The 23,274-nt window shown below is 63.6% G+C and carries 18 protein-coding genes and 1 pseudogene; 10 read left to right on the top strand and 9 right to left on the bottom strand.

The features are described from left to right. Nucleotides 1-284 precede the first annotated feature (284 nt). A complete protein-coding gene (locus ACF8RA_RS19120; RefSeq protein ID WP_004575400.1) occupies nucleotides 285-1,697 on the top strand; it encodes an amino acid permease in 1,413 nt (470 codons plus the stop codon). A 3-nt stretch (nucleotides 1,698-1,700) separates the two neighbouring features. Here the strand turns inward: ACF8RA_RS19120 and ACF8RA_RS19115 are convergent, their stop codons facing one another. Continuing rightward, nucleotides 1,701-1,880, bottom strand: coding sequence for a hypothetical protein (locus ACF8RA_RS19115; RefSeq protein ID WP_028698076.1), 180 nt, complete (start codon nucleotides 1,878-1,880; stop codon nucleotides 1,701-1,703). A 114-nt stretch (nucleotides 1,881-1,994) separates the two neighbouring features. Here ACF8RA_RS19115 and tam point away from each other — a divergent pair, with 114 nt between their 5' ends. Then, a complete protein-coding gene (gene tam / locus ACF8RA_RS19110; RefSeq protein WP_021783153.1) occupies nucleotides 1,995-2,771 on the top strand; it encodes a trans-aconitate 2-methyltransferase in 777 nt (258 codons plus the stop codon). Here tam and ACF8RA_RS19105 read toward each other — a convergent pair. Then, a complete protein-coding gene (locus ACF8RA_RS19105; RefSeq protein WP_209965292.1) occupies nucleotides 2,761-3,132 on the bottom strand; it encodes a DUF2784 domain-containing protein in 372 nt (123 codons plus the stop codon). The genes tam and ACF8RA_RS19105 overlap by 11 nt on opposite strands. A 152-nt stretch (nucleotides 3,133-3,284) precedes the next feature. Next, a complete protein-coding gene (locus ACF8RA_RS19100) occupies nucleotides 3,285-4,154 on the bottom strand; it encodes a LysR substrate-binding domain-containing protein (protein ID WP_020193277.1) in 870 nt (289 codons plus the stop codon). 243 nt (nucleotides 4,155-4,397) lie between these two features. On the opposite strand from ACF8RA_RS19100, the gene ACF8RA_RS19095 reads away from it, so the two are divergent. From ACF8RA_RS19095 to ACF8RA_RS19075, 5 genes are all read left to right on the top strand, one after another. Continuing rightward, nucleotides 4,398-5,714 carry an MFS transporter gene (locus ACF8RA_RS19095; protein WP_392462226.1) on the top strand — a complete coding sequence of 439 codons (1,317 nt, stop codon included), beginning with the start codon at nucleotides 4,398-4,400 and terminating at the stop codon, nucleotides 5,712-5,714. 14 nt (nucleotides 5,715-5,728) lie between these two features. Further along, nucleotides 5,729-7,120, top strand: a complete 1,392-nt coding sequence (locus tag ACF8RA_RS19090; RefSeq protein WP_392519437.1) for an FAD-dependent oxidoreductase — start codon at nucleotides 5,729-5,731, stop codon at nucleotides 7,118-7,120. Nucleotides 7,121-7,217: 97 nt separating this feature from the next. Beyond that, nucleotides 7,218-7,931, top strand: a complete 714-nt coding sequence (locus tag ACF8RA_RS19085; RefSeq protein WP_004575404.1) for a YebC/PmpR family DNA-binding transcriptional regulator — start codon at nucleotides 7,218-7,220, stop codon at nucleotides 7,929-7,931. A 137-nt stretch (nucleotides 7,932-8,068) separates the two neighbouring features. Then, nucleotides 8,069-9,013, top strand: coding sequence for a LysR family transcriptional regulator (locus tag ACF8RA_RS19080; RefSeq protein ID WP_129931941.1), 945 nt, complete (start codon nucleotides 8,069-8,071; stop codon nucleotides 9,011-9,013). A 150-nt stretch (nucleotides 9,014-9,163) separates the two neighbouring features. Further along, nucleotides 9,164-10,576, top strand: coding sequence for a DOPA decarboxylase (locus tag ACF8RA_RS19075; RefSeq protein WP_392519436.1), 1,413 nt, complete (start codon nucleotides 9,164-9,166; stop codon nucleotides 10,574-10,576). A 67-nt stretch (nucleotides 10,577-10,643) separates the two neighbouring features. On the opposite strand, the gene ACF8RA_RS19070 is transcribed toward ACF8RA_RS19075, so the two are convergent. After that, on the bottom strand, nucleotides 10,644-12,017 hold the full coding sequence (locus ACF8RA_RS19070; RefSeq protein WP_176684672.1) for an MFS transporter: 1,374 nt from the start codon (nucleotides 12,015-12,017) through the stop codon (nucleotides 10,644-10,646). A 289-nt stretch (nucleotides 12,018-12,306) separates the two neighbouring features. On the opposite strand from ACF8RA_RS19070, the gene quiC reads away from it, so the two are divergent. Beyond that, on the top strand, nucleotides 12,307-14,214 hold the full coding sequence (gene quiC / locus ACF8RA_RS19065) for a 3-dehydroshikimate dehydratase QuiC (RefSeq protein ID WP_252459962.1): 1,908 nt from the start codon (nucleotides 12,307-12,309) through the stop codon (nucleotides 14,212-14,214). A gap of 65 nt (nucleotides 14,215-14,279) precedes the next feature. Here quiC and ACF8RA_RS19060 read toward each other — a convergent pair whose 3' ends face one another. Genes ACF8RA_RS19060 through ACF8RA_RS19050 form a run of 3 tightly spaced genes read right to left on the bottom strand, consistent with a single transcriptional unit; the run spans nucleotide 14,280 to nucleotide 17,193 of the window. Further along, the gene (locus tag ACF8RA_RS19060; RefSeq protein ID WP_176684670.1) at nucleotides 14,280-14,948 is read right to left on the bottom strand and encodes a bifunctional 2-polyprenyl-6-hydroxyphenol methylase/3-demethylubiquinol 3-O-methyltransferase UbiG; all 669 of its coding nucleotides are present in this window, start codon (nucleotides 14,946-14,948) and stop codon (nucleotides 14,280-14,282) included. Nucleotides 14,949-14,959: 11 nt separating this feature from the next. Beyond that, on the bottom strand, nucleotides 14,960-16,312 hold the full coding sequence (gene chrA / locus ACF8RA_RS19055; RefSeq protein ID WP_176684669.1) for a chromate efflux transporter: 1,353 nt from the start codon (nucleotides 16,310-16,312) through the stop codon (nucleotides 14,960-14,962). Between the two features lie 17 nt (nucleotides 16,313-16,329). Further along, on the bottom strand, nucleotides 16,330-17,193 hold the full coding sequence (locus tag ACF8RA_RS19050) for a sensor domain-containing diguanylate cyclase (RefSeq protein ID WP_176684668.1): 864 nt from the start codon (nucleotides 17,191-17,193) through the stop codon (nucleotides 16,330-16,332). A gap of 200 nt (nucleotides 17,194-17,393) precedes the next feature. Here ACF8RA_RS19050 and ACF8RA_RS19045 point away from each other — a divergent pair, with 200 nt between their 5' ends. Further along, nucleotides 17,394-17,879: an isochorismatase family protein gene (locus ACF8RA_RS19045; protein ID WP_020190308.1), complete on the top strand. Its 486-nt coding sequence runs from the start codon at nucleotides 17,394-17,396 to the stop codon at nucleotides 17,877-17,879. Nucleotides 17,880-17,905: 26 nt separating this feature from the next. Here ACF8RA_RS19045 and ACF8RA_RS19040 read toward each other — a convergent pair. Further along, a pseudogene (locus ACF8RA_RS19040) lies at nucleotides 17,906-19,675 on the bottom strand (AMP-binding protein). Between the two features lie 206 nt (nucleotides 19,676-19,881). Continuing rightward, nucleotides 19,882-20,580: a pirin family protein gene (locus ACF8RA_RS19035; protein ID WP_392462224.1), complete on the bottom strand. Its 699-nt coding sequence runs from the start codon at nucleotides 20,578-20,580 to the stop codon at nucleotides 19,882-19,884. Between the two features lie 185 nt (nucleotides 20,581-20,765). On the opposite strand from ACF8RA_RS19035, the gene ACF8RA_RS19030 reads away from it, so the two are divergent. Beyond that, nucleotides 20,766-23,270, top strand: a complete 2,505-nt coding sequence (locus tag ACF8RA_RS19030; protein ID WP_339443994.1) for a UvrD-helicase domain-containing protein — start codon at nucleotides 20,766-20,768, stop codon at nucleotides 23,268-23,270. The last annotated feature ends 4 nt before the right edge of the window (nucleotides 23,271-23,274 follow it).

The following is a 23,274-nucleotide window of genomic DNA, read 5'->3' as shown; positions in this document are numbered from 1 at the left end:
GTACTGCATGGGCGACCTATACAGTGCAGTGCGAGATTCATGCCACTGTGCATGGCTCTCTGCGTCGGACATTTTTACATTAGGTGTCGGATATCGCCACATAAAGCATGTTCAGTTCGCCTCAGGCAGTCGTCCTGGGGCGCGTCAGCAGGCCGCCATGGAAGGTCTGCGTGTGTTCGTTCACACCATCCTGCCCGCATTAGCACTGATGTACAGGTGAAATCGCCAGCCATCGGGGTTTCACAGTTTTCCTTGGATAAAAAGAAGCACGGGGTACACAACTGATGGACGCAACATCCACAACCACCACCGCGAAAAGCGGGCATGAGAGCAAGCTCAGTGCCTCGCTGAAGTCGCGCCACCTGACGATGATGTCTATCGCCGGGGTTATTGGCGGCGCCTTGTTTGTCGGTTCCGGCAGCGTGATCCACAGTGCCGGCCCAGCCGCTGTCCTGGCCTACCTGGCAGGCGGCATCCTGGTGGTGCTGATCATGCGCATGCTGGGTGAAATGGCGACTTCCTCGCCTGACACCGGCTCGTTCTCGACCTACGCCGACCGTGCCATTGGCCGTTGGGCCGGTTTTACCATCGGCTGGCTGTACTGGTGGTACTGGGTCATCCTCATGGCCTGGGAAGCCTATGTGGCGGGCAAGATCCTGCATGGCTTCTTCCCCGACGTTAGCGTTAACGTGTTCGTGCTGGCCACGACCCTGTTGCTGATCACCGTCAACTTCTTCAACGTCAAGCACTACGGTGAGTTCGAGTTCTGGTTCGCCTTGATCAAGGTGATTGCGATCGTCTGCTTCCTGATCGTGTGTACGGCTGCCGTGATGAACATCTGGCAGTTCGGTGAAGTGCGTGGCATCAGCCACCTCACCGCCGAAGGCTTCATGCCCAATGGCATCACCACCGTGATCGGTGCCTTGCTCGGGGTGATGTTCGCCTTCCTCGGCGCCGAAATCGTCACCATCGCCGCTTCCGAAGCCAAGGACCCGGCCGCGCAGATCGTCAAGGCGACCAACTCGGTGGTCTGGCGTGTGTGCCTGTTCTACGTCGGTTCGATCTTCCTGATCGTCTGCCTGGTACCGTGGAACGACCCGCACCTGGGTGTTTCTGGCTATGGCGCTTACCGCCGTACCCTGGAACTGCTGGGCGTGCCGTATGCCGAGCTGCTGATGAACTTCGTGGTGCTGACTTCGGTGAGCAGCTGCCTGATCTCTGGCCATTACACCGCATCGCGCATGCTGTTCTCCCTGGCCCAGCGTGGTGACGCGCCGTCGTTCTTCAAGATCACCCGCGCCGGTACCGGTGTACCGGTGTACGCGATCATGGGTTCGTGCGCCGTGGCCGTGGTGTGTGCGTTGATCAACTTCAGCGAGACCCTGCGCCCGAAAGACGTGCTGGACACCCTGATGAACACCACCGGCATGATCGCCCTGCTGGTGTACCTGGTCATCGCCTTCTCGCAACTGCGCATGCGCCGCAAGCTGATTGCCGAGGGCAAGGAAGTACGCCTGAAGATGTGGCTGTTCCCATGGCTGACCTACCTGGTGATCGCGTTCATCGTGGCTGCCCTGGTCACCATGGCCTTCATGCCTGACTACCAGATCCTGGTCATTTCCACCGGTATCGCTGCGGCGGTCGTGGTGGCGATGGGTGTGGTGCACCAGATCCGCTCTGGTAGCAAGCAGCACTAAGCGTCACTCGCGTCTGGAAACGGCCGGCTCCCTTGGGGACCCGGCCGTTTCGCGTTGTTGGGCCTGGGCTTTTTCTGCGGGCATGTGGAAGCGCTGGTTCATCCACGGTGAGCCGAGCAGGGCGGCGGCGGCGATCAGGGCCAGGATGGCGAGGGCGATGTAGGTCTTCATGGGCGTGCGCATGGAAGGACTGACTTCAAGCATAGGTGATCAGTTCCGGGGTAATCCTTTTGCAACCGTCCCTCCGGGCGACAGATGGCATATGCTAGGCACATAGCCTGCCCAAAGGAGCCGCACATGGCCTGGTCCGCCACTCAGTATTCCCTGTTCGAAGACGAACGCACGCGCGCCGTACGCGACCTGATTGCCGCCATCCCGCCACGGCCGGTGCGCCACGCCACTGACTTGGGGTGCGGCCCCGGCAACTCGACCGAGGTGCTGCTGCAACGTTACCCTGACGCCCAGGTGACGGCACTGGACAGCGACCCTGACATGATCGACAAGGCCCGTGAGCGCAAGCGGCTGTGCATCCCGCGTGTGCGCACGGTCATTGCCGACATTGCTGGCTGGACTGCCCCCGAGCCGCAGGACCTGATCCTGGCCAACGCCTCGTTGCAATGGGTACCTGACCACGCCTTGCTGTATCCGCACCTGGTGCGCCAGCTCAGCGAAGGCGCCAGCCTGGCCGTGCAGACCCCGGACAACCTCGACGAACCAGCCCACCGGCAGTTGCGCGAGATCGCAAGCCAAGGCCCCTGGGCGGCGAAGTTCGCCGACTTGCAGCTGCCGCCCCGGCACAACGCGGCGTTCTACTACGACTTGCTCAGCCCGCTGTGCGCACGGGTGGACGTGTGGCGCACCACCTATCATCACCCGTTGATGGGCGGCGCCGAAGCGGTAGTGGAATGGTTCAAGGGGTCGGCGTTGCGGCCTTATCTGGCCAGGCTGGATGAGCAGGAGCAGGCCGACTTCCTGCAGATGTACCTGCAGGCCATGCAGCGCGATTATCCGCCGGCCTCTGATGGCAAGGTCCTGTTGCCCTTCCCGCGGTTGTTCGTGATCGCTACCCGCTAGGGCGGCGCCAGCGCCAGGCCACGTAGCTGTAGATGCCGAGGTTCAGCGCCAGTACGAGGGTGCCCAGCAACAGCTGGATCTGCGGGGTCAGGCCGGCGGGGTAGATCAGTGGCCAGACGTAGTGCTCGACGAAGCTGCCCTGGTAACCTGCGTCACCGGCGGCATTGCGCATGTGGTTTTCCCAAGTGGTCAGCGGGCAGCCCAGGTGCAGGCACTCCACCGCCAGGCCCCAGGCCAGGACCGGCAGGTGCAGCAACAGGGCAGGGCGCCAGCGCAGCACCAGCAGCCCGCCGAACAGCACCAGCAGGATGAAGGCCAGGTGCAGCAGCACCAGGGTGTCGGCGGCAAGGCGGTAGAGCATGGGTTGGGTGCCTGGATTGGGGTTATCCCAGCATAGTTGGGTTGCCTGATCTGGCCCCTTCGCGGGCTCGCCCGCTCCTAAAACGACACAGGTTCCGGATGCTGTGCAGGACCTGTGGGAGCGGGCGAGCCCGCGAAAAGGCCAGCACAGTGCTACACCCCTTCCTCGACCATCTGCAGGAAAGTCGCCACCACCCGGCGCGTACGCTGCTCGCTCAGGCACACCAGGGTCTCGGTCAAATGCCGCTGGCAATCCACTATCGGCAACGCACACACTCGTGCATCGGCACCAAACTCTGCCGCCGATACCACGCCCACACCAATGCCTACCACCACCGCCTCTCGCGCCGCTTCCCGGCCCTCCACCTGGATCGCTGCGCGTATCCGCAACCCGGCGCGTTGCATTTCTTCCTCCAGCGTCTGCCGCGTCACCGAGCCGGGCTCGCGCAGCACCAGTGGCGTGTCATCGAGGTCGGCCAGGCTGATCGAGCCGCGGCTAGCCCATGGGTGGTGGTGGGAAACGAACGCCACCATCGGGTCACGACGCAGCGGCAGGCAATGCAGGCGCTCATCGTCGACATCCCGGCCCAGCAGGGCCAGGTCGGCCTGATAGCTGAACAGCCGCGCCAGCGATTCGTCGGTATTGCCCGTTTCGATCTTCACCTGGATCCCCGGATAGCGCTGGCAGAAGCGGGCGATCTGCGGCAGTACGTGCACCGGCGCATCCACTGCCAGCACCAGGCTGCCGGTCTGCAGCGCACGCGAGTCGTGCAGCAGTTCCTGGGCTTCGGCCTCGCAGGCGAACAGGCGCTGGCTGATGCCCAGCAGCCGCTCGCCAAGGTCGGTGAGCTGCACCGAGCGTTTGTTGCGGTGGAACAGCAAGACGCCGAAGCGCTCCTCCAGTTTGCGCACCTGGTCGGACACCGCAGGCTGGGTAAGAAACAGCTTTTCCGCAGCGCGGGTAAAGCTGCCGTGGACGGCCACCGCGTGGAAAGCCTTGAGTTGGGCGTGGGAAACCGACATGACGACCTCAGTAACAAGCTGAGCTTATTTGTGTAATACGATAAATCGATTTTATTTATCTTACAGCAACTGTTTCCATGTATTTCAGCCCGACGCTGGCACCACGAATGCCGCCAGGGCGATGGTGCCTACTCGGCGCCACCTGACCCGATGACAGCCTCGTCATCGCTGTGCGTAACACAAGAACAAGACAGGCGTTTCTTCACATTCTGCCGGCACACTTGAGCAAGAGGTCAGACTTACATGAATCATTCCCTAGCCGCGTTCAAACGCTGGCGTATCCAGATTTTCGCCATCACCTGGCTGGCCTACGCCGCCTTCTACTTCACCCGCAAAGCCTTCTCGGTGGCCAAGCTGGGCATCGCCGAAGACCCAGGCTTCATGCTCGACAAGGCCGCCATGGCCAACCTGGACGCCATCTACCTGGCCGCCTATGCCGTGGGCCAATTCACCTGGGGCATGCTTGCCGACCGCTTTGGCCCGCGCGTGGTCGTGTTGGGCGGGTTGCTGATTTCTGCGGCGGCGGCAGTCGTGATGGGCAGTTACGCAACTTTCCCGATCTTCGCTACCTGCATGCTGGTACAGGGCCTGGCGCAATCCACCGGCTGGGCCGGCTTGTGCAAGAACATCGGCAGCTTCTTCCCGGCTTCGCAGCGCGGACGGGTGCTGGGCCTGTGGAGTTCCTGCTATGCCTTCGGCGGCCTGGTGGCCTCGCCGTTCGCGGGCTGGTGGGCCTACACCCTGGTGGGTACCTGGCATGCGGCGTTCTTCTCCAGCGCGGTCGTGGTGGCGCTGGTGGCGGTGCTGTTCTTCTTCCTGCAGCGCAACAAACCCGAGGACGTCGGCTTGCCGGCGGTTGAGCCCGAGCCGCAAAGCATGGCCCCGGCCGACAACCTGTGCAGCGTTTGGGCGCCACTGCGGGAAATCCTGCGCAACCGCACGGTGTTGACCCTGGGCCTGGCGTACTTCCTGCTGAAGCCGGCGCGCTACGCCATCTTGCTGTGGGGCCCTGTGATCGTCTTCGAGCAGATGCCCTCGGTGGGCAAGGTGGGCGCGGCAATCATCCCGACTGCTTTCGAACTGGCCGGGCTGCTTGGCCCGATCATGATTGGCCTGGCCTCGGACAAACTGTTTGGCGCCCGGCGCATGCCGGCCTGCGTGATCAGCCTGGTGCTGCTGACCGTGACACTGGCGTTGTTCATGGCGGCCATGCACACCGGCAGCGTGCTGCTGGTGGTGGCCCTGCTGTTCGTCATGGGCCTGACCCTGTACGGGCCGGACTCGATGATCAGCGGCGCTGCAGCCATCGACTTCGGCACCGCCAAGGCCGGCGCCACCGCAGCAGGTTTCGTCAACGGTTGTGGGTCGGTGGGCGCGGTACTGGGCGGGTTGCTGCCGGGTTATTTCGACGGCGTCACGGTGTTCATCGTGTTCGCTGGCTGCGCGCTGTTCTCGGCGCTGGTGTTGCTGCCGCACTGGAACAGCCGGCCGGCCATCAGCCCGCAAGGCACCGACGTGGCACCGAACACCAGCATGGCAATCAAGCCAATGCGTACTTAAAGGAAAGCGAGCGAATGAGACCCTTCTGGCTGCAACAGGCCCTGGATACGGCGCAGGAGGCGGTATGCCCGCCGCTGCAAGGCGATACCCGTTGCGATGTGTGCATTGTCGGCGGCGGCTACACCGGCCTGTGGACGGCGCTGATGCTCAAGGAGGCGGTACCGGCCCTGGATGTGGTGCTGATCGAGGCCGACATCTGCGGTGCCGGTGCCAGCGGCCGCAATGGCGGGTGTGCGTTGTCCTGGTCGGCCAAGTACTTCACCCTCGAACGCCTGTTCGGGGGGGAGGAGGCGGTGCGGCTGGTGCGCGAGTCGGAGCGCAGCATCGCAGACATCGGTGTGTTCTGCACGGCCAATGGCATCGACTGCGACTTCCGTCTGGACGGCACGCTGTACACGGCCACCAACGCAGCCCAGGTCGGTGCCACCGACGCGGTGATCGCCGCGCTGGAGCACAAGGGCATCAACTCGTTCCGCCGCTTGCCGCTGGAGCAGGTGCAGCGCCTGGCCGGTTCGGCACGGCATCTGGAAGGCTGGTTCTCGCCGGCCGCCGCCACTGTGCAGCCGGGCAAACTGGTGCGCGGCCTGCGCCGGGTGGCCTTGCAGCGCGGCGTGCGCCTCTACGAAGGCACCGCCATGACCGGCCTGGAGCACGGTGCCCCGGTGCAGGTACGCACGGCCCACGGCACGCTGCGCGCCGACCGTGTAGTGCTGGGCCTCAATGCCTGGATGGCGCGCGTCTTCCCGCAGTTCGAGCGCAGTGTGGCGATCGTTTCCAGCGACATGGTCATTACCGAACCGTGCCCCGAGCTGCTGCGCCAGATCGGCCTGGACAGCGGGATCAGCGTGCTCGACTCGCGTATTTTCGTGCACTACTACCACAACACCTCCGATGGCCGGCTGATGCTCGGCAAGGGCGGCAACACGTTTGCCTATGGCGGGCGGATGTTGCCGGTATTCGACCAGCCGTCGCCGTATCGGCGGTTGCTGCGCGAAAGCCTTGGCGGCTTTTTCCCGGCCTTGGCCGAGGTGCCACTGGCGGCCAGCTGGAACGGGCCGTCGGATCGCTCGGTGACCGGCCTGCCATTCTTCGGCCGGCTGGACGGGCAGGGCAACGTGTTCTACGGCTTCGGTTACTCCGGCAGCGGTGTTGGCCCGTGCCACATGGGCGGGCAGATTCTTTCGTCGCTGGCGCTGGGGCTGGACAACCCGTGGACCCGGTCGCCGCTGGTCAAAGGGCCGCTGGGACTGTTCCCGCCCGAGCCGATCCGCTACCTGGGCTCGCTGATGGTGCGCAATGCCATCCGCCGCAAGGAGCAGGCCGAAGATCGTGGTGTGCGCCCACGAAGGCTGGATGTGCGGTTGGCGCGGTTTGCCGCGGCGGCGGGCAAAGCCGATAAAGGCTGATGAGATTTCTTGTCGATCCCATGCTCGAGGGCGTATAAAATGCACCCACTTTTGGCCGGTCGCTTCCTGAACCGGCCGCTGAAACAAGAGAGTCGACATGGGCGCACAGTGGAAAGCCAAACATAGAGAAACAGCGGCCAATGCCAAAGGCAAGATCATGGGCAAGCTGTCCAAGGAAATCCAGATCGCGGCCAAGTCGGGTGCCGATCCCGACATGAACCCACGCCTGCGCCTGGCCATCGTGCAAGCCAAGAAGGCTTCGATGACCCGCGAGACCCTGGATCGGGCAATCCGCAAGGGCGCAGGCCTGGACGGTGATGCCGTGCAGTACCATGCGGTGAGTTATGAAGGTTTCGCCCCGCACCAGGTGCCGCTGATCGTCGAGTGCCTGACCGACAACATCAACCGCACCGTCGCGCAAATCCGCGTGCTGTTCCGCAAGGGCCAGCTGGGTGCCAGCGGTTCGGTAGCGTGGGACTTCAACCATGTAGGCCTGATCGAAGCCACGCCTGCGAGCGCTGACGCTGATCCGGAAATGGCCGCGATCGAAGCCGGTGCCCAGGACTTCGAGGAAGGTGAAGAAGAGGGCTCGACCCTGTTCATCACCGACACCACCGACCTGGACGCGGTACAGAAGGCCCTGCCGGAGCATGGTTTCACCGTGACCGCGGCGAAAATCGGCTACACCCCTAAAAACCCGGTAAGCGCGGCCAGCCTGAGTGCTGAGGCGTTGGCCGAGGTCGAAGCGTTTCTCGAGGCGATCGACGAGCACGATGACGTGCAGAACGTCTATGTTGGCCTGACCGAGTAATCGTCGGGGCCGCGTTGCGGCCTGTTTGCGGGCAAGCCCGCTCCCGCAGGTTTTTCACGATGCTGAACGATGTGAGAACCCTGTGAGAGCGGGCTTGCCCGCGAGAAGGCCCTTGAATTCCACCGCAGGGAGCCTGCATGAACCCCACCTTCGCCTCCCTCAGCCTCGCCCACCTGCGCACCCTCGACCACCTGTTGCAGCTTAAAAACCTCAGCCACGCGGCCGAGCGCCTGGGTGTCAGCCAATCGGCCCTGAGCCGCCAGCTGGCCCACCTGCGCGAAGCCTTCGATGATCCGTTGCTGGTGCGCCAAGGGCGTGGTTACGTGCTTAGCGAACACGCCGAAGCCCTGGTCGAGCCTTTGCGCCAGGTGCTCGAAGAACTGCACGCGCTGCGCCAGCCCGCCATCTTCGACCCGGCGCGTTGCGAGCGGCGGTTCTGCCTGGCCGCTTCGGATTATGTGGCCGAGCACATGCTGCCGCTGCTGGTGGCGGCGCTGGAGCGCGAAGCGCCAGGTGTGTCGCTGGAGTACCGCACCTGGCAGGCCGGCCAGTACGCCTTGCTGGCCAGCGGAGAAATCGACCTGGCGACCACCTTGTTCGACGAGTCGCCGCCCAACCTGCACGGACGGCTGTTGGGTGAGGACCGCGCGGTATGCCTGATGCGCCAGGATCACCCGCTGGCCGCGCAGGCCGCGCTCAGCCAGGCCGACTACCTGGCGTACAAGCATGTGCGCATTTCGGGTGGTGGCGACAAGGACAGCTTCATCGATCGGCACTTGCGTGCACAAGGCCTGCAGCGGCGGGTCAGCCTCGAAGTGCCGTTCTTCTGCGCCACGGTACAAGTGATTGCCAACAGTCAGGCCGTGGCCACGGTCCCCGAGCACATCGCCCGGCAGCTGAGCCGTTTGCATGACCTGGCCTGGCGACCACTGGGCTTCATCGACCACAGCCAGCGGTACTGGGTTGTGTGGCACCAGCGCCTGCAGGCCTCGGCCGAGCACCGCTGGTTGCGTAACCGGGTATTCGAGTTGTGGCGCCAGTCGCAGTTTGGTGTGCAGGGCGGGCATGCAGGTTCGCCATAGCAGCTATGCGGGAAGCGGGGTTATTCGGCCGGGGATAGGTGCCTAGACTGGGGGCATTGTGTTGATTGTGCGGCTTCTTCGCGGCTGTAGGAGCGGGTTTACCCGCGAAAGGGCCTGCACAGGCAATGGATAACCCCCAGGAGAGCTAGCGTGACCCCCGAACAATTCCGCCAGTACGGCCACCAACTGATCGACCTGATTGCCGACTACCGCCAGACCGTGGGCGAACGCCCGGTCATGGCCCAGGTCGAACCTGGCTACCTCAAGGCTGCCTTGCCCGCAACTGCCCCTCAACAAGGCGAACCTTTCGCGGCCATTCTCGACGACGTCAATAACCTGGTCATGCCCGGCCTGTCCCATTGGCAGCACCCGGACTTCTATGGCTATTTCCCTTCCAATGGCACCCTGTCCTCGGTGCTGGGGGACTTCCTCAGTACCGGTCTGGGCGTGCTGGGCCTGTCATGGCAATCCAGCCCGGCCCTGAGCGAACTGGAAGAAACCACCCTTGACTGGCTGCGCCAGTTGCTCGGCCTTTCTGCTCAATGGAGTGGTGTGATCCAGGACACCGCCTCGACCAGCACCCTGGTGGCGCTGATCAGTGCCCGTGAGCGCGCCACCGACTACGCCTTGGTACGCGGCGGCCTGCAGGCCGAAGCCAAGCCGTTGATCGTGTATGTCAGCGCCCACGCTCACAGCTCGGTGGACAAGGCTGCACTGCTGGCAGGTTTTGGTCGCGACAATATCCGCCTGATCCCCACCGACGAACGCTACGCCCTGCGCCCAGAGGCACTGCAGGCGGCGATCGAGCAGGACCTGGCTGCCGGCAACCAGCCCTGCGCCGTGGTTGCCACCACCGGCACCACGACGACCACTGCCCTCGACCCGCTGCGCCCGGTGGGCGAAATCGCCCAGGCCAATGGGCTGTGGTTGCACGTTGACTCGGCCATGGCCGGTTCGGCGATGATCCTGCCCGAGTGCCGCTGGATGTGGGACGGCATCGAGCTGGCCGACTCGGTGGTGGTCAACGCGCACAAATGGCTGGGTGTGGCCTTCGATTGCTCGATCTACTACGTGCGCGATCCGCAGCACCTGATCCGGGTGATGAGCACCAATCCCAGCTACCTGCAGTCGGCGGTGGATGGCGAGGTGAAGAACCTGCGCGACTGGGGCATTCCGCTGGGTCGTCGGTTCCGCGCCTTGAAGCTGTGGTTCATGTTGCGCAGCGAGGGTGTCGACGCATTGCAGACGCGGCTGCGGCGTGACCTGGACAATGCCCAGTGGCTGGCGGGGCAGGTCGAGGCGGCGGCGGAGTGGGAAGTGTTGGCGCCAGTACAGCTGCAAACCTTGTGCATTCGCCATCGACCGGCGGGGCTTGAAGGGGAGGCGCTGGATGCGCATACCAAGGGCTGGGCTGAGCGGCTGAATGCGTCCGGGGATGCTTATGTGACGCCGGCTACACTGGACGGGCGGTGGATGGTGCGGGTTTCGATTGGTGCGCTGCCGACCGAGCGGGGGGATGTGCAGCGGCTGTGGGCACGCCTGCAGGACGTGATCAAAGGCTGAAGCCTGTACGGTACATGTGTGAGCGGGCTTGACCGCGAAGGGGCTGCAAAGCAGCCCCTGCAATCTATCAGTGACTCACTGCCTGAAAGCTACCTTTACGGCTGGCTTCATAGGCTGCCTTTTCCATCGGCTTGGCCTCTGGGTTGCCCAGGTCTTCCATCGCCAGGCGGTGGGTTTCCGGGGCAATGTAGGCCGCCAGGGCGCACACGCCGGTGATGAAGAAGGCCAGCCCACCGACTACCAGCGGAATGTTGTCCGAGCCGGGTGGGGCGACCATTGCGAACAGCGCGGGCAGCATGGCGGTGAGCATGGTGCCGATGTTCTGCGCGATGGCCATGGCCGTCACGCGGTAGCGGGTGTGGAACAGCTCAGGGTAGAAGCTTGGGAATACCGCGTTGTAACCCTGGTAAACCATGCCCCACATGACGATCGAGGCGGCGAACGCCATTGGCACGTTCTGGATGCTGATCGCATACAGGTAGACGAAGGCCAGCAGGCCTGAGCCCAGACAGCCAGCGATCATGGTCGGGCGACGGCCGATCTTGTCCGACAGGTTGCCCACGAACGGGATCACCAGCACCGCGACGATGTTACCGACCACCGGAATCCACAGGTACACACTCTTGTCGAAGCCGATGCCATACGCCGGCTGCACCGCATAGGCCGCACCGAAGATGGTGGCCACGACCGGGATCACGTTCATCAGGGCCATGAACATCACCAGCACCATGTGCTTCCAGCTGTGGCGGAAGGCTTCGCTGATGGGCGATTTGACAACCTTGTCCTGTTTCTCTTCTTGAACGAACGCTGGGGTCTCGTGCACTTCCTTACGGATGATGAAGCCGGCAATCAGCACGACGGCGCTCATCAGGAACGGAATGCGCCAGCCCCATTCGGTAAAGGCTTCGCTGGGCATGAAGTAAGCCAGTGGCAGGAACACCGCTGCCGCCAGGACCTGGCCCGCTTGCACACCTTGCAGGGTGAAACTGGCGTAGTAGCCTCTTCGGCCAAACGGCGCGTGCTCCATGATCATGGAACTGGCACCGGAAATTTCCCCGGCCACGGCAAAGCCCTGGATCAGTCGCAGCACAACCAGCAAGGCCGGTGCGAGGTAGCCGATGTCGTGGTAGGTGGGTAGCAGGCCGACAGCCATGGTCGACAGGCCCATCAGGAACATGCACAGCAGCAGGACGTTCTTGCGACCGCGGGTGTCACCCCAGTGGCCCAGAACGAAGGCGCCGACCGGGCGTGCCAGGTAGCCCACGCCATAGGTGGCCAACGAGGCAATGATCGCCATCTTCGGGTCGGTGTTGGGGAAGAAAATCTGCGGGAAAATCAGCGCAGCGGCCTGGGCGTAGATGAAGAAGTCGTAGTACTCGAGTGCCGAGCCTATCCATCCACTGGCGGTCGCTTTCTTTGCTTGCGAGCTGGAGTGAGCCATCGTTGTCTCCGTTGTTATTGTTGTTTGCGCAGGTTCCGCCAGAGGTTATGCCAAGGCAGGAGGCAACGGTCGGTGTGCCTGCGTCTGTGGTCCATGTTGACCACGGGGCCGCGGTCTAGCAATTCGCTAAAACGGGTTTTGTGCGATAATCGAACGCAAAACTAACCATTCCGTACAAAGAGATTGAAGCGTCGACTTTACCTGCGAATAATCGATCGTGCCATAGACTGTGACAGGGGTTATTTGCCCGAATGGCACCGTATTCCTCCAACAACAAGGAACTCCCGCCATGCAGCGTTCGATCGCTACCGTGTCCTTGAGCGGCACTCTGCCGGAAAAGCTCGAAGCCATCGCCGCCGCCGGTTTTGACGGCGTCGAGATCTTCGAAAACGACCTGCTCTATTACGCTGGCAGCCCGCGCCAGGTGCGCCAGATGTGCGCCGACCTGGGCATTGCCATCACCTTGTTCCAGCCTTTTCGCGACTTTGAAGGCTGCCGCCGTGACCGCCTGCAGAAAAACCTCGACCGCGCCGAACGCAAGTTCGACCTGATGCAGGAACTGGGTACCGACCTGGTGCTGGTGTGCAGCAACGTCCAGGCCGATGCCCTGGGTGACGAGCAACTGTTGGTCGACGACCTGCGCCTGCTGGGCGAACATGCCGGCAAGCGCGGCCTGCGCATTGGTTACGAAGCGCTGGCCTGGGGCCGCCACGTCAACACTTACCAGCAAGTGTGGAACCTGGTGCGCCAGGCCGACCACCCGGCACTCGGGGTGATCCTCGACAGCTTCCACACCTTGTCGCTCAAAGGTGATCCAAGCGCGATCCGCGACATCCCCGGCGACAAGATCTTCTTCGTGCAAATGGCCGATGCGCCAATCCTGGCCATGGATGTGCTGGAGTGGAGCCGGCACTTTCGCTGCTTCCCGGGGCAGGGCGAAATGGACATGGCCGGTTTCCTGGCGCCGATCCTCGCCACGGGTTACCGTGGCCCGCTGTCGCTGGAAATCTTCAATGACGGCTTCCGCGCCGCACCGACCCGGCAGAATGCTGCCGACGGCTTGCGTTCGCTGCTGTACCTTGAAGAGCAGACCCGCTTGCGCCTGGAGCAGGAAAACACGCCGATCGAACCTGGCGTACTGTTCACCCCGCCGCCGGCCAGCGCTTATGACGGCGTGGAGTTCCTGGAGTTCGCGGTCGACGAAGCCGTCGGCGCGCGCCTGGGCAACTGGTTGAAGCGCCTGGGCTTTGCCGAAGCCGGCAAGCACCGAAGCAAAGAAGTGCAACTGCTGCGCCAGGGTGATATCAACATTGTGCTGAACGCTGAACCGTACTCCTTCGGCCACAACTTCTTCGAGGCCCATGGCCCGTCGCTGTGCGCCACTGCGCTGCGGGTCAAGGACCAGCAAGCGGCCCTGAAGCGGGCCACCGCTTTCCGTGGCCAGCCGTTCCGCGGCCTGGTCGGCCCCAACGAATGCGAAGTGCCGGCCGTGCGTGCGCCCGATGGCAGCCTGCTGTACCTGGTAGAGCAGGGCACTGCCGGCCACACCCTGTACGACACCGACTTCAGCCTGGACAAGAACGCAGCCGCGACCGGCGGCCTGCGCCGCATCGACCACATGGCCCTGGCCCTGCCGGCCGAGTCGCTGGACAGCTGGGTGCTGTTCTACAAGAGTTTGTTCGACTTCGCTGCCGACGACGAAGTGGTGCTGCCCGACCCGTATGGCCTGGTCAAGAGTCGCGCGCTGCGCAGCCAGTGCGGCACCTTGCGCCTGCCACTGAATATCTCAGAAAACCGCAACACCGCCATCGCCCATGCGCTTTCAAGCTACCGTGGTTCGGGCGTGCATCACATCGCCTTCGATTGTGACGACATCTTCCGCGAAGTGGCGCGGGCCAAGCTGGCAGGGGTGCCACTGCTGGAAATCCCGCTGAACTACTACGACGACCTGGCGGCGCGTTTCGATTTCGACGACGAGTTCCTCAGCGAACTGGCGTACTACAACGTGCTGTACGACCGCGATGCTCAAGGTGGCGAGCTGTTCCACGTCTATACCGAGCCGTTCGAGGAGCGTTTCTTCTTCGAGATCATCCAGCGCAAGGCAGGGTACGCCGGTTACGGCGCTGCCAACGTCGCGGTGCGCCTGGCAGCCATGGCCAAGGCCCGCAGCGGAGCAGCGCGCAAGCCGGTGCTGTAGCCTGCCCCGGCCTGCCTTGTGGGAGCGGGGTGAACCCTGCTCCCACAGGATTGTTACGGCCCGATTCAGTGACGCTCAGCCACCATCAACAATGACTGCGGCACCGCGCTTTGCGGGTGCTGCGGCTCCTGCAAACCGACCAGTCGCAACCCTGCCATGTCCAGCGCATTCAGCCAGCTGGCCAGGGTGCGGAAATACCAAGGCATCGGTTGCCATTCCCCGGCGAACCCGGCAAAAGACTCCTCTCGCCAGCCATCCTGATAATCCCCGCCGGCCATGCTCCACGGGTGCAGGGTCTGGATCACCAGCGCACCGCCTGGCACCAGCAACGTCCGCATTGCCGACAACAGTTCAATGATGTCCTGGTGCAACAGCGCGAAGTTGGCGCAGATCAGGTCATAGTCCTTGCCCACATGCACCTTCGCCTCAGCCAGCTGCGCATAGCTGGCCAGGTGCACCTCACACGCGCCCGCAGCTCGCGCTGCATCCACCAGCGTTCTGTCGCCGTCGACACCCACCGCCTCGATACCCCGGTCGGCCAGCGCGCGCAGCAGCCAGCCCTCACCGCAGCCCAGGTCGAGCACCCGTTCGGGCTGGCGGCCAAGGATGGCCAGCAGGATGGCCTGGTCAGTGACCTGGCGACGGCTCTCGATGGCGCCGTTGCGTACGGCGTCGATCCAGGCCTGGGCGTTATGGTGCCAACTGTCTAGCAAGGCGTCTTCAGGGTTGCGCATGATCGGCTCCATCAGCGGAAAAGGTGAAGGGCGAGCCCGGCAACGGCGCAGCCGATCAACACGTGTATCACCCCGCGCTTGTAGCGGAACAGCGCCACCGCCGCCGCGAGCGCTATCACAGCCGAGGACCAGTGGAACGCGCCATCGAACCCGTCCGGCCACAGCACGTGGTAGCCGAAGAACAGCGCAAGGTTGAGTATTACGCCCACCACAGCCGCAGTTATCCCGGTCAACGGGGCGGTGAACTTCAGTTCATTGTGGGTCGATTCCACCAGCGGGCCTCCGGCGAGGATGAACAGGAACGAGGGCAGGAAGGTGAACCAGGTCACCAGCCCCGCTGCCACTGCGCCCGCGAGGAACGCCTGGTGGGCGCCGAACATCGGCTGCAGGTAGCCACCGAGGAAACCGACGAAGGCCACCACCATGATCAGCGGCCCGGGCGTGGTCTCGCCCAGTGCCAGGCCATCGATCATCTGCGTGGGCGACAGCCAGCCATAGTGACCGACAGCCCCTTGATAGACATAGGGCAGCACCGCATAGGCACCGCCGAAGGTCAGCAGCGCTGCCTTGGTGAAGAACCAGCCCATTTGCGTGAGTGTGCCGTGCCAGCCAAAGGCCGCCATCAGCAGACCCATGGGCAGAAGCCAAAGCGCCGCAACCGCCAGCAGCAAGGTCACCAGGCGGCCCCAACTGAAGCGGGCGTGCGCGGGGATCGGGGTATCGTCGTCGATCAGCGCCGGGCGCTGGCGGGTGCTGGCGGTGCTGTGGCCCCCACCGGGCGTGAACTGTGCCGGTAGCAGCCGGCCGCCGACGTAACCCAGCAGTGCGGCCGTCAGCACGATCAGCGGGAAGGGGACGTCAAGCGCGAAAATGGCCACGAACGAGGCCGCGGCAATGGCCCATAACCAGCCGTTCTTCAGCGCCCGCGTGCCAATGCGGTGGGCGGCATGCACGACGATGGCGGTCACGGCCGGCTTGATCCCTGCGAAAATCCCGGCGACCACCGGTACTTCGCTCCAGGTCAGGTACACCCACGACAGGCCGATCAGGATGAACAGCGAAGGGAGCACGAACAGAGCACCGGCAATCACCCCGCCCCAGGTGCGGTGCATCAGCCAGCCGATGTAGGTGGCCAGTTGCTGGGCCTCGGGCCCGGGCAGCAACATGCAGTAGTTGAGGGCATGCAGGAAACGCCGCTCACTGATCCAGCCGCGCCGCTCCACCAGTTCCTGGTGCATGATCGCAATCTGCCCGGCCGGGCCGCCGAAACTGATGAACCCCAGCTTCAGCCAGAACAGCAATGCCTGGGCCAAGCCGACAGAGGCGGGTGCTTGCCCGACAGTACCTTGCAGGTGTTCATCCATGCGGTGTGCCTTTGCCTTCAGCCAGTCGCAGCGCGTTGGCGCTTGATTTGGTACATGTGCCCGTCAGCATGGCGCAGTAGCATGTCGGCATCGTTGCCGTCTTCGGGAAAGCAGGCCACGCCAATACTGCAGGATGGTGCATCGATGCCGGCAAACTCGGCGTCGAGCGGTTCGGCCATGACCGCGAGAATGTGCTGTACGTGCGTGGCAATGGCCTCCGGCGACGGGCAATCGGGTAACAGCACGGTGAATTCGTCACCGCCCATCCGCGCTACCGTGCCAGCTACCCCCACGCAGCTTTCCAGGCGCCGGGCCAGTGTGCACAGTACCCGGTCACCCACGCTGTGGCCGTGGTTGTCGTTGATCTGCTTGAAGTCATTGATATCGAGGAACAGCAAGGCCAGCCTGCGGTTGTGACGCCGGGCCGCTGCCAGGGCGGTGTCCAGCCGTTCATTGAACATGGCGCGGTTGGCCAGCCGGGTCAGTGGGTCATGATGGGCGAGGAAGCGCAGTTCGTCTTCGGCCTCGCGCTGGGCGGTAACGTCCCGCGCCACGCCGATACGCGCCTGGGCCTCATCGGACCAGCAGGCCGCCCACAGTATGTGCACCACGCTGCCATCCTTGCGAAGGTAACGGTTGCAAAAGTCGTAGTGCGGCTGGCCGTTCATTACCCGCATGATCGAGGCGCGCGTGGCCGGGAGGTCGTCAGGGTGCATGTAGCGGGTGATCGGCGTGCCGATCAGTTCGCAGGCTTCGTAGCCCAGCAGCGTCTTGCAGGCATCACTGACGAACACGATCTGGTTGTCCCTGTCGACCACGAATACCGTGTCCAGCATCAGGTGGATCAGCCTGGGGTACAACGCTTGCAGGTCTACGGGCATGGCTCAGGGTGTCCGCGGCAGGGTGACCGATCATAGCCTGAAGGAATACGTCGCAGCTACGGCAGCCTTCATGGTCAGGCGTGTCAAGGTATTCGGCGCCGCGTGCGCCGGCAGTCGGTGGGGGGAGCAACGATTGGTCATCAAGCCCCGGCGCCACGCGGTATACTCCGCGCCATTTTGCATGATGGCCGGAGTACGCTATGCGCCAGGTTTTGCTCATCGTCGATGTTCAGTCCACCTTCAGCCCGCCCGAGTGGCTGGTCGATGGCTTGCGGCGGTTGTCAGCGAACATTCCCACCATAGCCTCGGTCGAATTGCACGATGAACAGGTTACGCCGTTCGAGCGTCAGCTCGGTTGGCACCCTGCGGCCGAGGACGAGAGCCTGGTCGAGGCCGACCAGGTGTTCGTCAAGCATGGTTACGGGCAAAGTGCCGAAGCTATCGAGTACATCCGGCAACTGGGTGTAGAGCGGGTGCTGGTGTGTGGGCTGCAGACCGAAACCTGCGTGCTGGCCGCCGGCTTTGCCCTGTTCGATGCAGGGCTGATGCCCACGCTGGTGACAGACATGACAATAGGGTCATCGCTGGACCGCTCGGGCAAGCTGGGGACCGACCTGTGGAAGCACCACTTCCGCCAGGTCACCACCTCGGCCGAGGTGCTGGCTGAACTGGCCGGACGAGAATAGTGCATGCGGTGGCGGGTCATCTTCGTTCAGGCAGAGGTGGCGCGTTCAGCTGGATCGGCTCCACGCGCCTGCGGGTAAACAGCAGACGTAACAGGGTATTCCAGCAATAGCTCACCAGTACCCCTCCAGCGAGTGCCAGGGACACCTCGAACAGCGGGTGCCTGAAAACATGTTCCGCCACCGACTCGAATTGGAAATGTGTCAGGTAGATATACAAGGTAGACGAAGCGATCACCGCACCTGCCCGTGCAACCAGGGCGGGTACTGGCACCGAGCGGAACCAGACAAGTGCCAGTATCGCTGGCAGGGCGATGTCGACATAGCGTGTGAACGCTTGCCAGCCAACACCGGCAACCGCCATCAGGTCCAGCTCGGCAACCACCAGCACGGCCACCGCACTGGCCACCCATTTGCGTGAGGGCGTGTCGGCATGGTGGACGGCCATGCCCAGCACCATCACCGCCAGAAAGTGCTGGGGTACCCGGTTGAGCAGGACACTGGCGTCGAATACGAACTGGTTGAGGAGTACATCCAGCGCTACCAGCGCACAGGCAGCGATGATCAGCCAGCGAAACGGGTCGTCACGCAGCACCTGGCGCACGCGCCTGATCGACAGCACCAGGCCGATGATCACGATCATCTGCACCAACACTTCGATGTACCATGTAGTCAGGCAACTGGCCGGCGAGCGCCTGGCGCAGTTCGTCAGTTCGGGTGGCCTGCTGCGCGACGCAATAGGCCACCAGCCGGGTTGATGCAGCGTCGTGGTTGGCCAGGACCACGCATTGCCCTATGTGCGGGAGACGGCTGATGGCGTTCTCGATCTCCGCCAGCTCGATGCGATGCCCACGGATTTTCACCTGGCTGTCAGCGCGCCCCAGAAAACTGGCGCTGCCATCGGCCAGGTAGGTGCCCAGGTCGCCAGTGCGGTAACAGCGGTCGGCCGCGTCGGCGGTGAACGGGTTGGCGATGAATCTGGCTTCGGTCAGCCCTGGGTCGCCCCAGTAACCCCGTGACAGATAGGGGCTGCGGATCAGGATTTCGCCTGTCTCGCCCTCGCTGACCAGCTGGTTGTCCGGGTTTATCACCAGCAATTGTGCATCGGCAATGCCTTTGCCCAGGGGCACCCGGGCATTGTCCATTTCCGGGTCGAGGGTGTGGAAAGCCATGGCCTGTGGGGTTTCGGTGGTGCCGTAGAAGTTCACATTGACGGCATTCGGTGCGATGGCGCGGACCTGCTGGTACTGCGTGGGGCTGAGTGCATCGCCACCCCAGAACAGGTAGCGCAGCTGGTCGAGAACCTGGCGGTTCATGTGAGCGCCTGTTTCGATCAGTTTGCCCAGCGGCGGGGTGAGGTGGATCACGCTCACGCCATGCTGGTGAAGCCAGCTGGCCAGCTGTGAGGGGTCGGTCAGGGTCGACTGGGCCGGGCAGGCAATGGTCGCGCCAAGCGACAGTGGCGTGAACACGTCGCGGTATACCGGGTCGTGGCCCAGGCCGGAAAGCAGCGAAAAGGTGTCGGCCCGGGTCAAACCATGCTGGCGCACATGCCAGTCGACGAAGTGCACCAGGGTGACGATGACCACACGATCGGTGCCGCTGGCGGCGTTTTTTACCAGAAACGCGGCAATGCCCGCGCTGATCTGCTCCAGTTGGGAGTAGCTGCAGGTTATATGCTGGCCAATGATGGCAATGGCCTCCGGGCAACGGCTGGCCTGTTCGATAAAAGCGTGCTGAATGGGCTGTTCGGCACGGTATTCCAGGCACAGCGTCGGGTTCGGGCGCAGGTCCGGCATGATGATCGAGTGCTCCGCATGACCGTTGGGCTGGCTGGTAGCACAACGCTAGTGCAGGCTGGCTGATGGCGCCAATGTTTGATGGCTGCCTTGCGGTAGCCGGGGAGGCCCAAGGCCGCAAGCCAGCCCCCACAAGACCCTGCTGAACCGGGTTGTTCTATGGGGGCAGCCCTTCGCTGCTACATGGATTGTCGCAGGCTGGGTTATCAGGCCACATCCACAAGTACGATCTCGCTGTCCTCGATGGCGGTCACCCGCAGCACCTCTTCCTGCTCGATCGCCACGCCATCGCGCGCCTTGGCCCGCAGCCCGTTGACATCTACCAGCCCCTTGGCCGGCACCAGGTAACCCCGGCGTGCGGCATCGAAGCGGTACTCGGCGGTATCACCCGCCCGCAGGGTGGCAGCCACCAGGCGGGCATCGGTACGGATCTGCAGGCTGTCCTCGTCACCCGCGCGGCCGCTGGCCAGGGTCACGAAGCCTTCGCCGCGTTCGCCTTTGGGGAACGGCCGGCTACCCCACTGGGGGGCTTCACCGGTGCGCTCCGGCACGATCCAGATCTGGAAAATACGTGTGTCGATGTCTTCGAGGTTGTACTCGCTGTGCACGATGCCGGTACCGGCGCTCATCACCTGAACATCACCGGCCTCGGTGCGGCCCTTGTTGCCCAGGCTGTCCTGGTGGCTGATCGCGCCTTCACGCACATAAGTGATGATTTCCATGTCGCGGTGCGGGTGCGGCGGGAAGCCGCTGCCGGCTGCGATCAGGTCGTCGTTCCAAACCCGCAGGTTACCCCAGTGCATGCGTGCCGGGTCGTAGTACTCGGCAAACGAGAAATGGTGGTGGGCGTCAAGCCAGCCATGGTTGGCGTGGCCGAGGCTTTCGAAGGGTCGTAGTTGCAGCATGGTCGTGCTCCTCAAATCAGTGGAATGGGGCCATGATGCGCCAAAGAAACATCGAAAATAAGCGTAAATATCGGCTTAAAACAATCTGTTTGATAGATGTATTTTCTGCTGCACTTTATTCGCTTCATCGCCTAATCCACTGATCTGCAAGCATTCGCTGGCGATTTTTCGTCGATGCGGCGAACATGCCTGCTGTTTTGATTTTCAACGGAGTGACCGTGGCCCACGAGCAACCCCTGGCCCCCGCCGACCTTACCCCTCCTGCCCAGTTGCCCTGGTTTCGTCGCCTGGCCGCCCGCTTGCTGGGGCGTGGCCTGACCCGCCTGCAAGCCCAGCACCGCGACTCGTGGTTCCTCGGCCACGTCACAGGCCAGCGCACTGGCCATGCCGATGGTGTGCGTGAAGGGTTCGAGCGTGGTCGGGTGGAGGGCTATGAAGCGGGGCGCCAGGTGCTGGTGATCCGCGATACGCGCCCAGACAGCGCCGCCGTACCAGGCCAGGATGACAACTTGTTCGACGACTGGCGCCTGCCGTTGACGGCCGAGTTGAAAAAGCGCTTCAAGGCCGACGTCGCCCAGCGCCTGCCCGCCGAAGCCCAGCCCAGCGCCGCGCAATGGAAGCTGATCTTCAGTGACACCCCGTCTACCTGCGTGGTGGCAGGCGCCGGCGCAGGCAAGTCCACGTCGCTGGTGCTGCGCATTCTTTTGCTGCGTCATTACCTGGGTTACGAGCTGGATGCGATGACCGTGGTCACCTTCACCCGCGAGTCGCGCAAGGACTTCATCAAGCGCCTGCTGCAGGTGTTCGCCCTGTGGCAGATCAACCTGCAGCCTGCGCAGGCCCGCGAGCTGGTGCGCACGTTCCATTCGCGCATCCTGCCGCTGGTGCGCAGCCTGCCGGGCTTCGGCCAGGTGCGTGCATTTGAAACACTGGGCCATGAGATGCCTGCCGGGCGTGAGGCCGAGGCCGACAGCAACCCGTTCGACCTGCGCCTGAACGATGCCCAGCGCCAGCAGTTGAACCAGTGCTACAGCAGCTTGCTGGGTGAAAGCCCGCGTTTTGCCGAGCTGGTCGGGCAGTTGCGCAGCGAAGCCTTGCAACTGAAGCCGCTGGACCCGAACAACCCCGATGTGCAGAAGCGCGCACAGGTGACCCAATTGGCGGCCCAGCGCGACGAAGAACTGTGCGACGTGATCGAGGACCTGTGGTTCGCCGCTGGCGTCTGGCCGATCAAGGGTATCGAGCCCTGCCGCGAAACGGTCGACATCCGTGGCAGCCGCTTTTATGTGCATGGCCGCCTGGAAGGCCAGGGGCCTTTGGTGGTGCTGGGCTTCGACCCCGCACAAAGCGCGCAGTACCAGCGCCCCGGCGCCAAGCTGACCGTGCGTGCCGAGTGGGCGGTCAAGCGCACACTGTTGCAGGCGTTCTGCGACAGGCCACTGATCTGGCTCGACAACTACGCCATGGCCCGGCGCCTGGCGGCATCGTTGGCAGGCGATGCCGTGGCCGGCCCTGGCTTTGAGTACAAGGTCAAGGGCGAACTGGCCCCGGCGCCGCTGCTGGATGCGTTCGTCAGTGCGGCCAATTTCATCGAAAACCTTGGGTTGGAGGTGAACAATGCGGTGGCGGCGATGAGCTTCCCGTCTGGCGATAGCGATGCACTGTTCTTCGAGGCCCTGGCGCTGTACTGGAAGGCCCTGGAAGCGCACCTGCTGGACCAGTCGCCGCCGGTGATGAGCTACAACCGCATGTTCGCCCTGTTTGGCGAGAACAACCCGGAAAACCTGCACCTGCTGCCCGATCCGTTGCTGCGGCCGCTGGCGCACCTGCTGATCGACGAATTTCAGGACGTGTCGCCGCAGATCGTCAGCTGGTTGCGTGCCAGCCTTGCTGAAATACGACGCCGCGGCCCGGCCATGCATACCGGCCGCCATGCCCAGCATTCGTCGTTGCTGTGCGTGGGGGACGACTGGCAATCGATCTACGGCTGGCGTGGCAGTTCGCCCAAGTATTTCATGGAGTTCACCAAGGCGTTCCCGTCGCCGGCCAACACGCGGGTGATGCTGGTCGACAACTACCGCTGCCAGCAACAGGTGATCGATGCGGCCGAACATCTGGTCAAAGGCACCCCGGCGATTGCCGGCAAGAAAGCCCGAGCCAGTGGCCCGGCGGCCGAGTTGCCCGGCTCGCCGGTCAAGGTGTTCGACCGTGACGAGGCTGCGTTGGGCGAAACGCTTGTCGAGCACTACCAGCGGGGTGAGACGGTCATGATGCTGTACCGCAAGGGCAGTGACCGGGCCTTGATGAACGAGCACCTGCAAAGCGTGTTGCACGCCGACGCGGCGCTACCGGCCGAGCAGCGCCGGCTGCGTCAGCTGACCTATCACAGCGCCAAGGGTTTGCAGGCCGATGCGGTGTTCATGCTGGGTGACTGCCAGTACCTGACCAGCTCACCCTACAAGAACCAGGTATACCGCCAGGCCGGGCTGGGCAAGGCAGGTGATGCCCAACCGTTCGATTCGGCACAGAAGGAAGAAGTGCAGCGCTTGGCGTACGTGGCGGTGACCCGTGCAGTGCGGCACTGCTACTGGCATGTGGAGGCCGCCAGCGGTGACGCCGCAGCGGCTCCACGGGCGTCCAGCCAGGTCGATGGCAAGCAGGCCTTCTTCGAAGACCTGCGCGGGCAGTGAGTGG

It is taken from the genome of Pseudomonas sp. FYR_5 (assembly GCF_043106315.1).
GTDB classification, from domain to species: domain Bacteria; phylum Pseudomonadota; class Gammaproteobacteria; order Pseudomonadales; family Pseudomonadaceae; genus Aquipseudomonas; species Aquipseudomonas putida_Y.
This window is presented reverse-complemented; position numbering and strand designations above follow the sequence as displayed.

Excerpts from the sequence above, each read along its gene's own strand:
- ACF8RA_RS19030 (WP_339443994.1), top strand. The coding sequence starts at position 20,766 with ATGCCTGCTGTTTTGATTTTCAACGGAGTGACCGTGGCCCACGAGCAA.
- ACF8RA_RS19095 (WP_392462226.1), top strand. The coding sequence starts at position 4,398 with ATGAATCATTCCCTAGCCGCGTTCAAACGCTGGCGTATCCAGATTTTC.
- ACF8RA_RS19115 (WP_028698076.1), bottom strand. The coding sequence starts at position 1,880 with ATGCGCACGCCCATGAAGACCTACATCGCCCTCGCCATCCTGGCCCTG.
- ACF8RA_RS19100 (WP_020193277.1), bottom strand. The coding sequence starts at position 4,154 with ATGTCGGTTTCCCACGCCCAACTCAAGGCTTTCCACGCGGTGGCCGTC.
- ACF8RA_RS19090 (WP_392519437.1), top strand. The coding sequence starts at position 5,729 with ATGAGACCCTTCTGGCTGCAACAGGCCCTGGATACGGCGCAGGAGGCG.
- tam (WP_021783153.1), top strand. The coding sequence starts at position 1,995 with ATGGCCTGGTCCGCCACTCAGTATTCCCTGTTCGAAGACGAACGCACG.
- ACF8RA_RS19080 (WP_129931941.1), top strand. The coding sequence starts at position 8,069 with ATGAACCCCACCTTCGCCTCCCTCAGCCTCGCCCACCTGCGCACCCTC.
- ACF8RA_RS19060 (WP_176684670.1), bottom strand. The coding sequence starts at position 14,948 with ATGCGCAACCCTGAAGACGCCTTGCTAGACAGTTGGCACCATAACGCC.
- quiC (WP_252459962.1), top strand. The coding sequence starts at position 12,307 with ATGCAGCGTTCGATCGCTACCGTGTCCTTGAGCGGCACTCTGCCGGAA.
- ACF8RA_RS19035 (WP_392462224.1), bottom strand. The coding sequence starts at position 20,580 with ATGCTGCAACTACGACCCTTCGAAAGCCTCGGCCACGCCAACCATGGC.
- ACF8RA_RS19070 (WP_176684672.1), bottom strand. The coding sequence starts at position 12,017 with ATGGCTCACTCCAGCTCGCAAGCAAAGAAAGCGACCGCCAGTGGATGG.
- ACF8RA_RS19045 (WP_020190308.1), top strand. The coding sequence starts at position 17,394 with ATGCGCCAGGTTTTGCTCATCGTCGATGTTCAGTCCACCTTCAGCCCG.
- ACF8RA_RS19120 (WP_004575400.1), top strand. The coding sequence starts at position 285 with ATGGACGCAACATCCACAACCACCACCGCGAAAAGCGGGCATGAGAGC.
- ACF8RA_RS19085 (WP_004575404.1), top strand. The coding sequence starts at position 7,218 with ATGGGCGCACAGTGGAAAGCCAAACATAGAGAAACAGCGGCCAATGCC.
- ACF8RA_RS19105 (WP_209965292.1), bottom strand. The coding sequence starts at position 3,132 with ATGCTCTACCGCCTTGCCGCCGACACCCTGGTGCTGCTGCACCTGGCC.
- ACF8RA_RS19050 (WP_176684668.1), bottom strand. The coding sequence starts at position 17,193 with ATGCCCGTAGACCTGCAAGCGTTGTACCCCAGGCTGATCCACCTGATG.
- chrA (WP_176684669.1), bottom strand. The coding sequence starts at position 16,312 with ATGGATGAACACCTGCAAGGTACTGTCGGGCAAGCACCCGCCTCTGTC.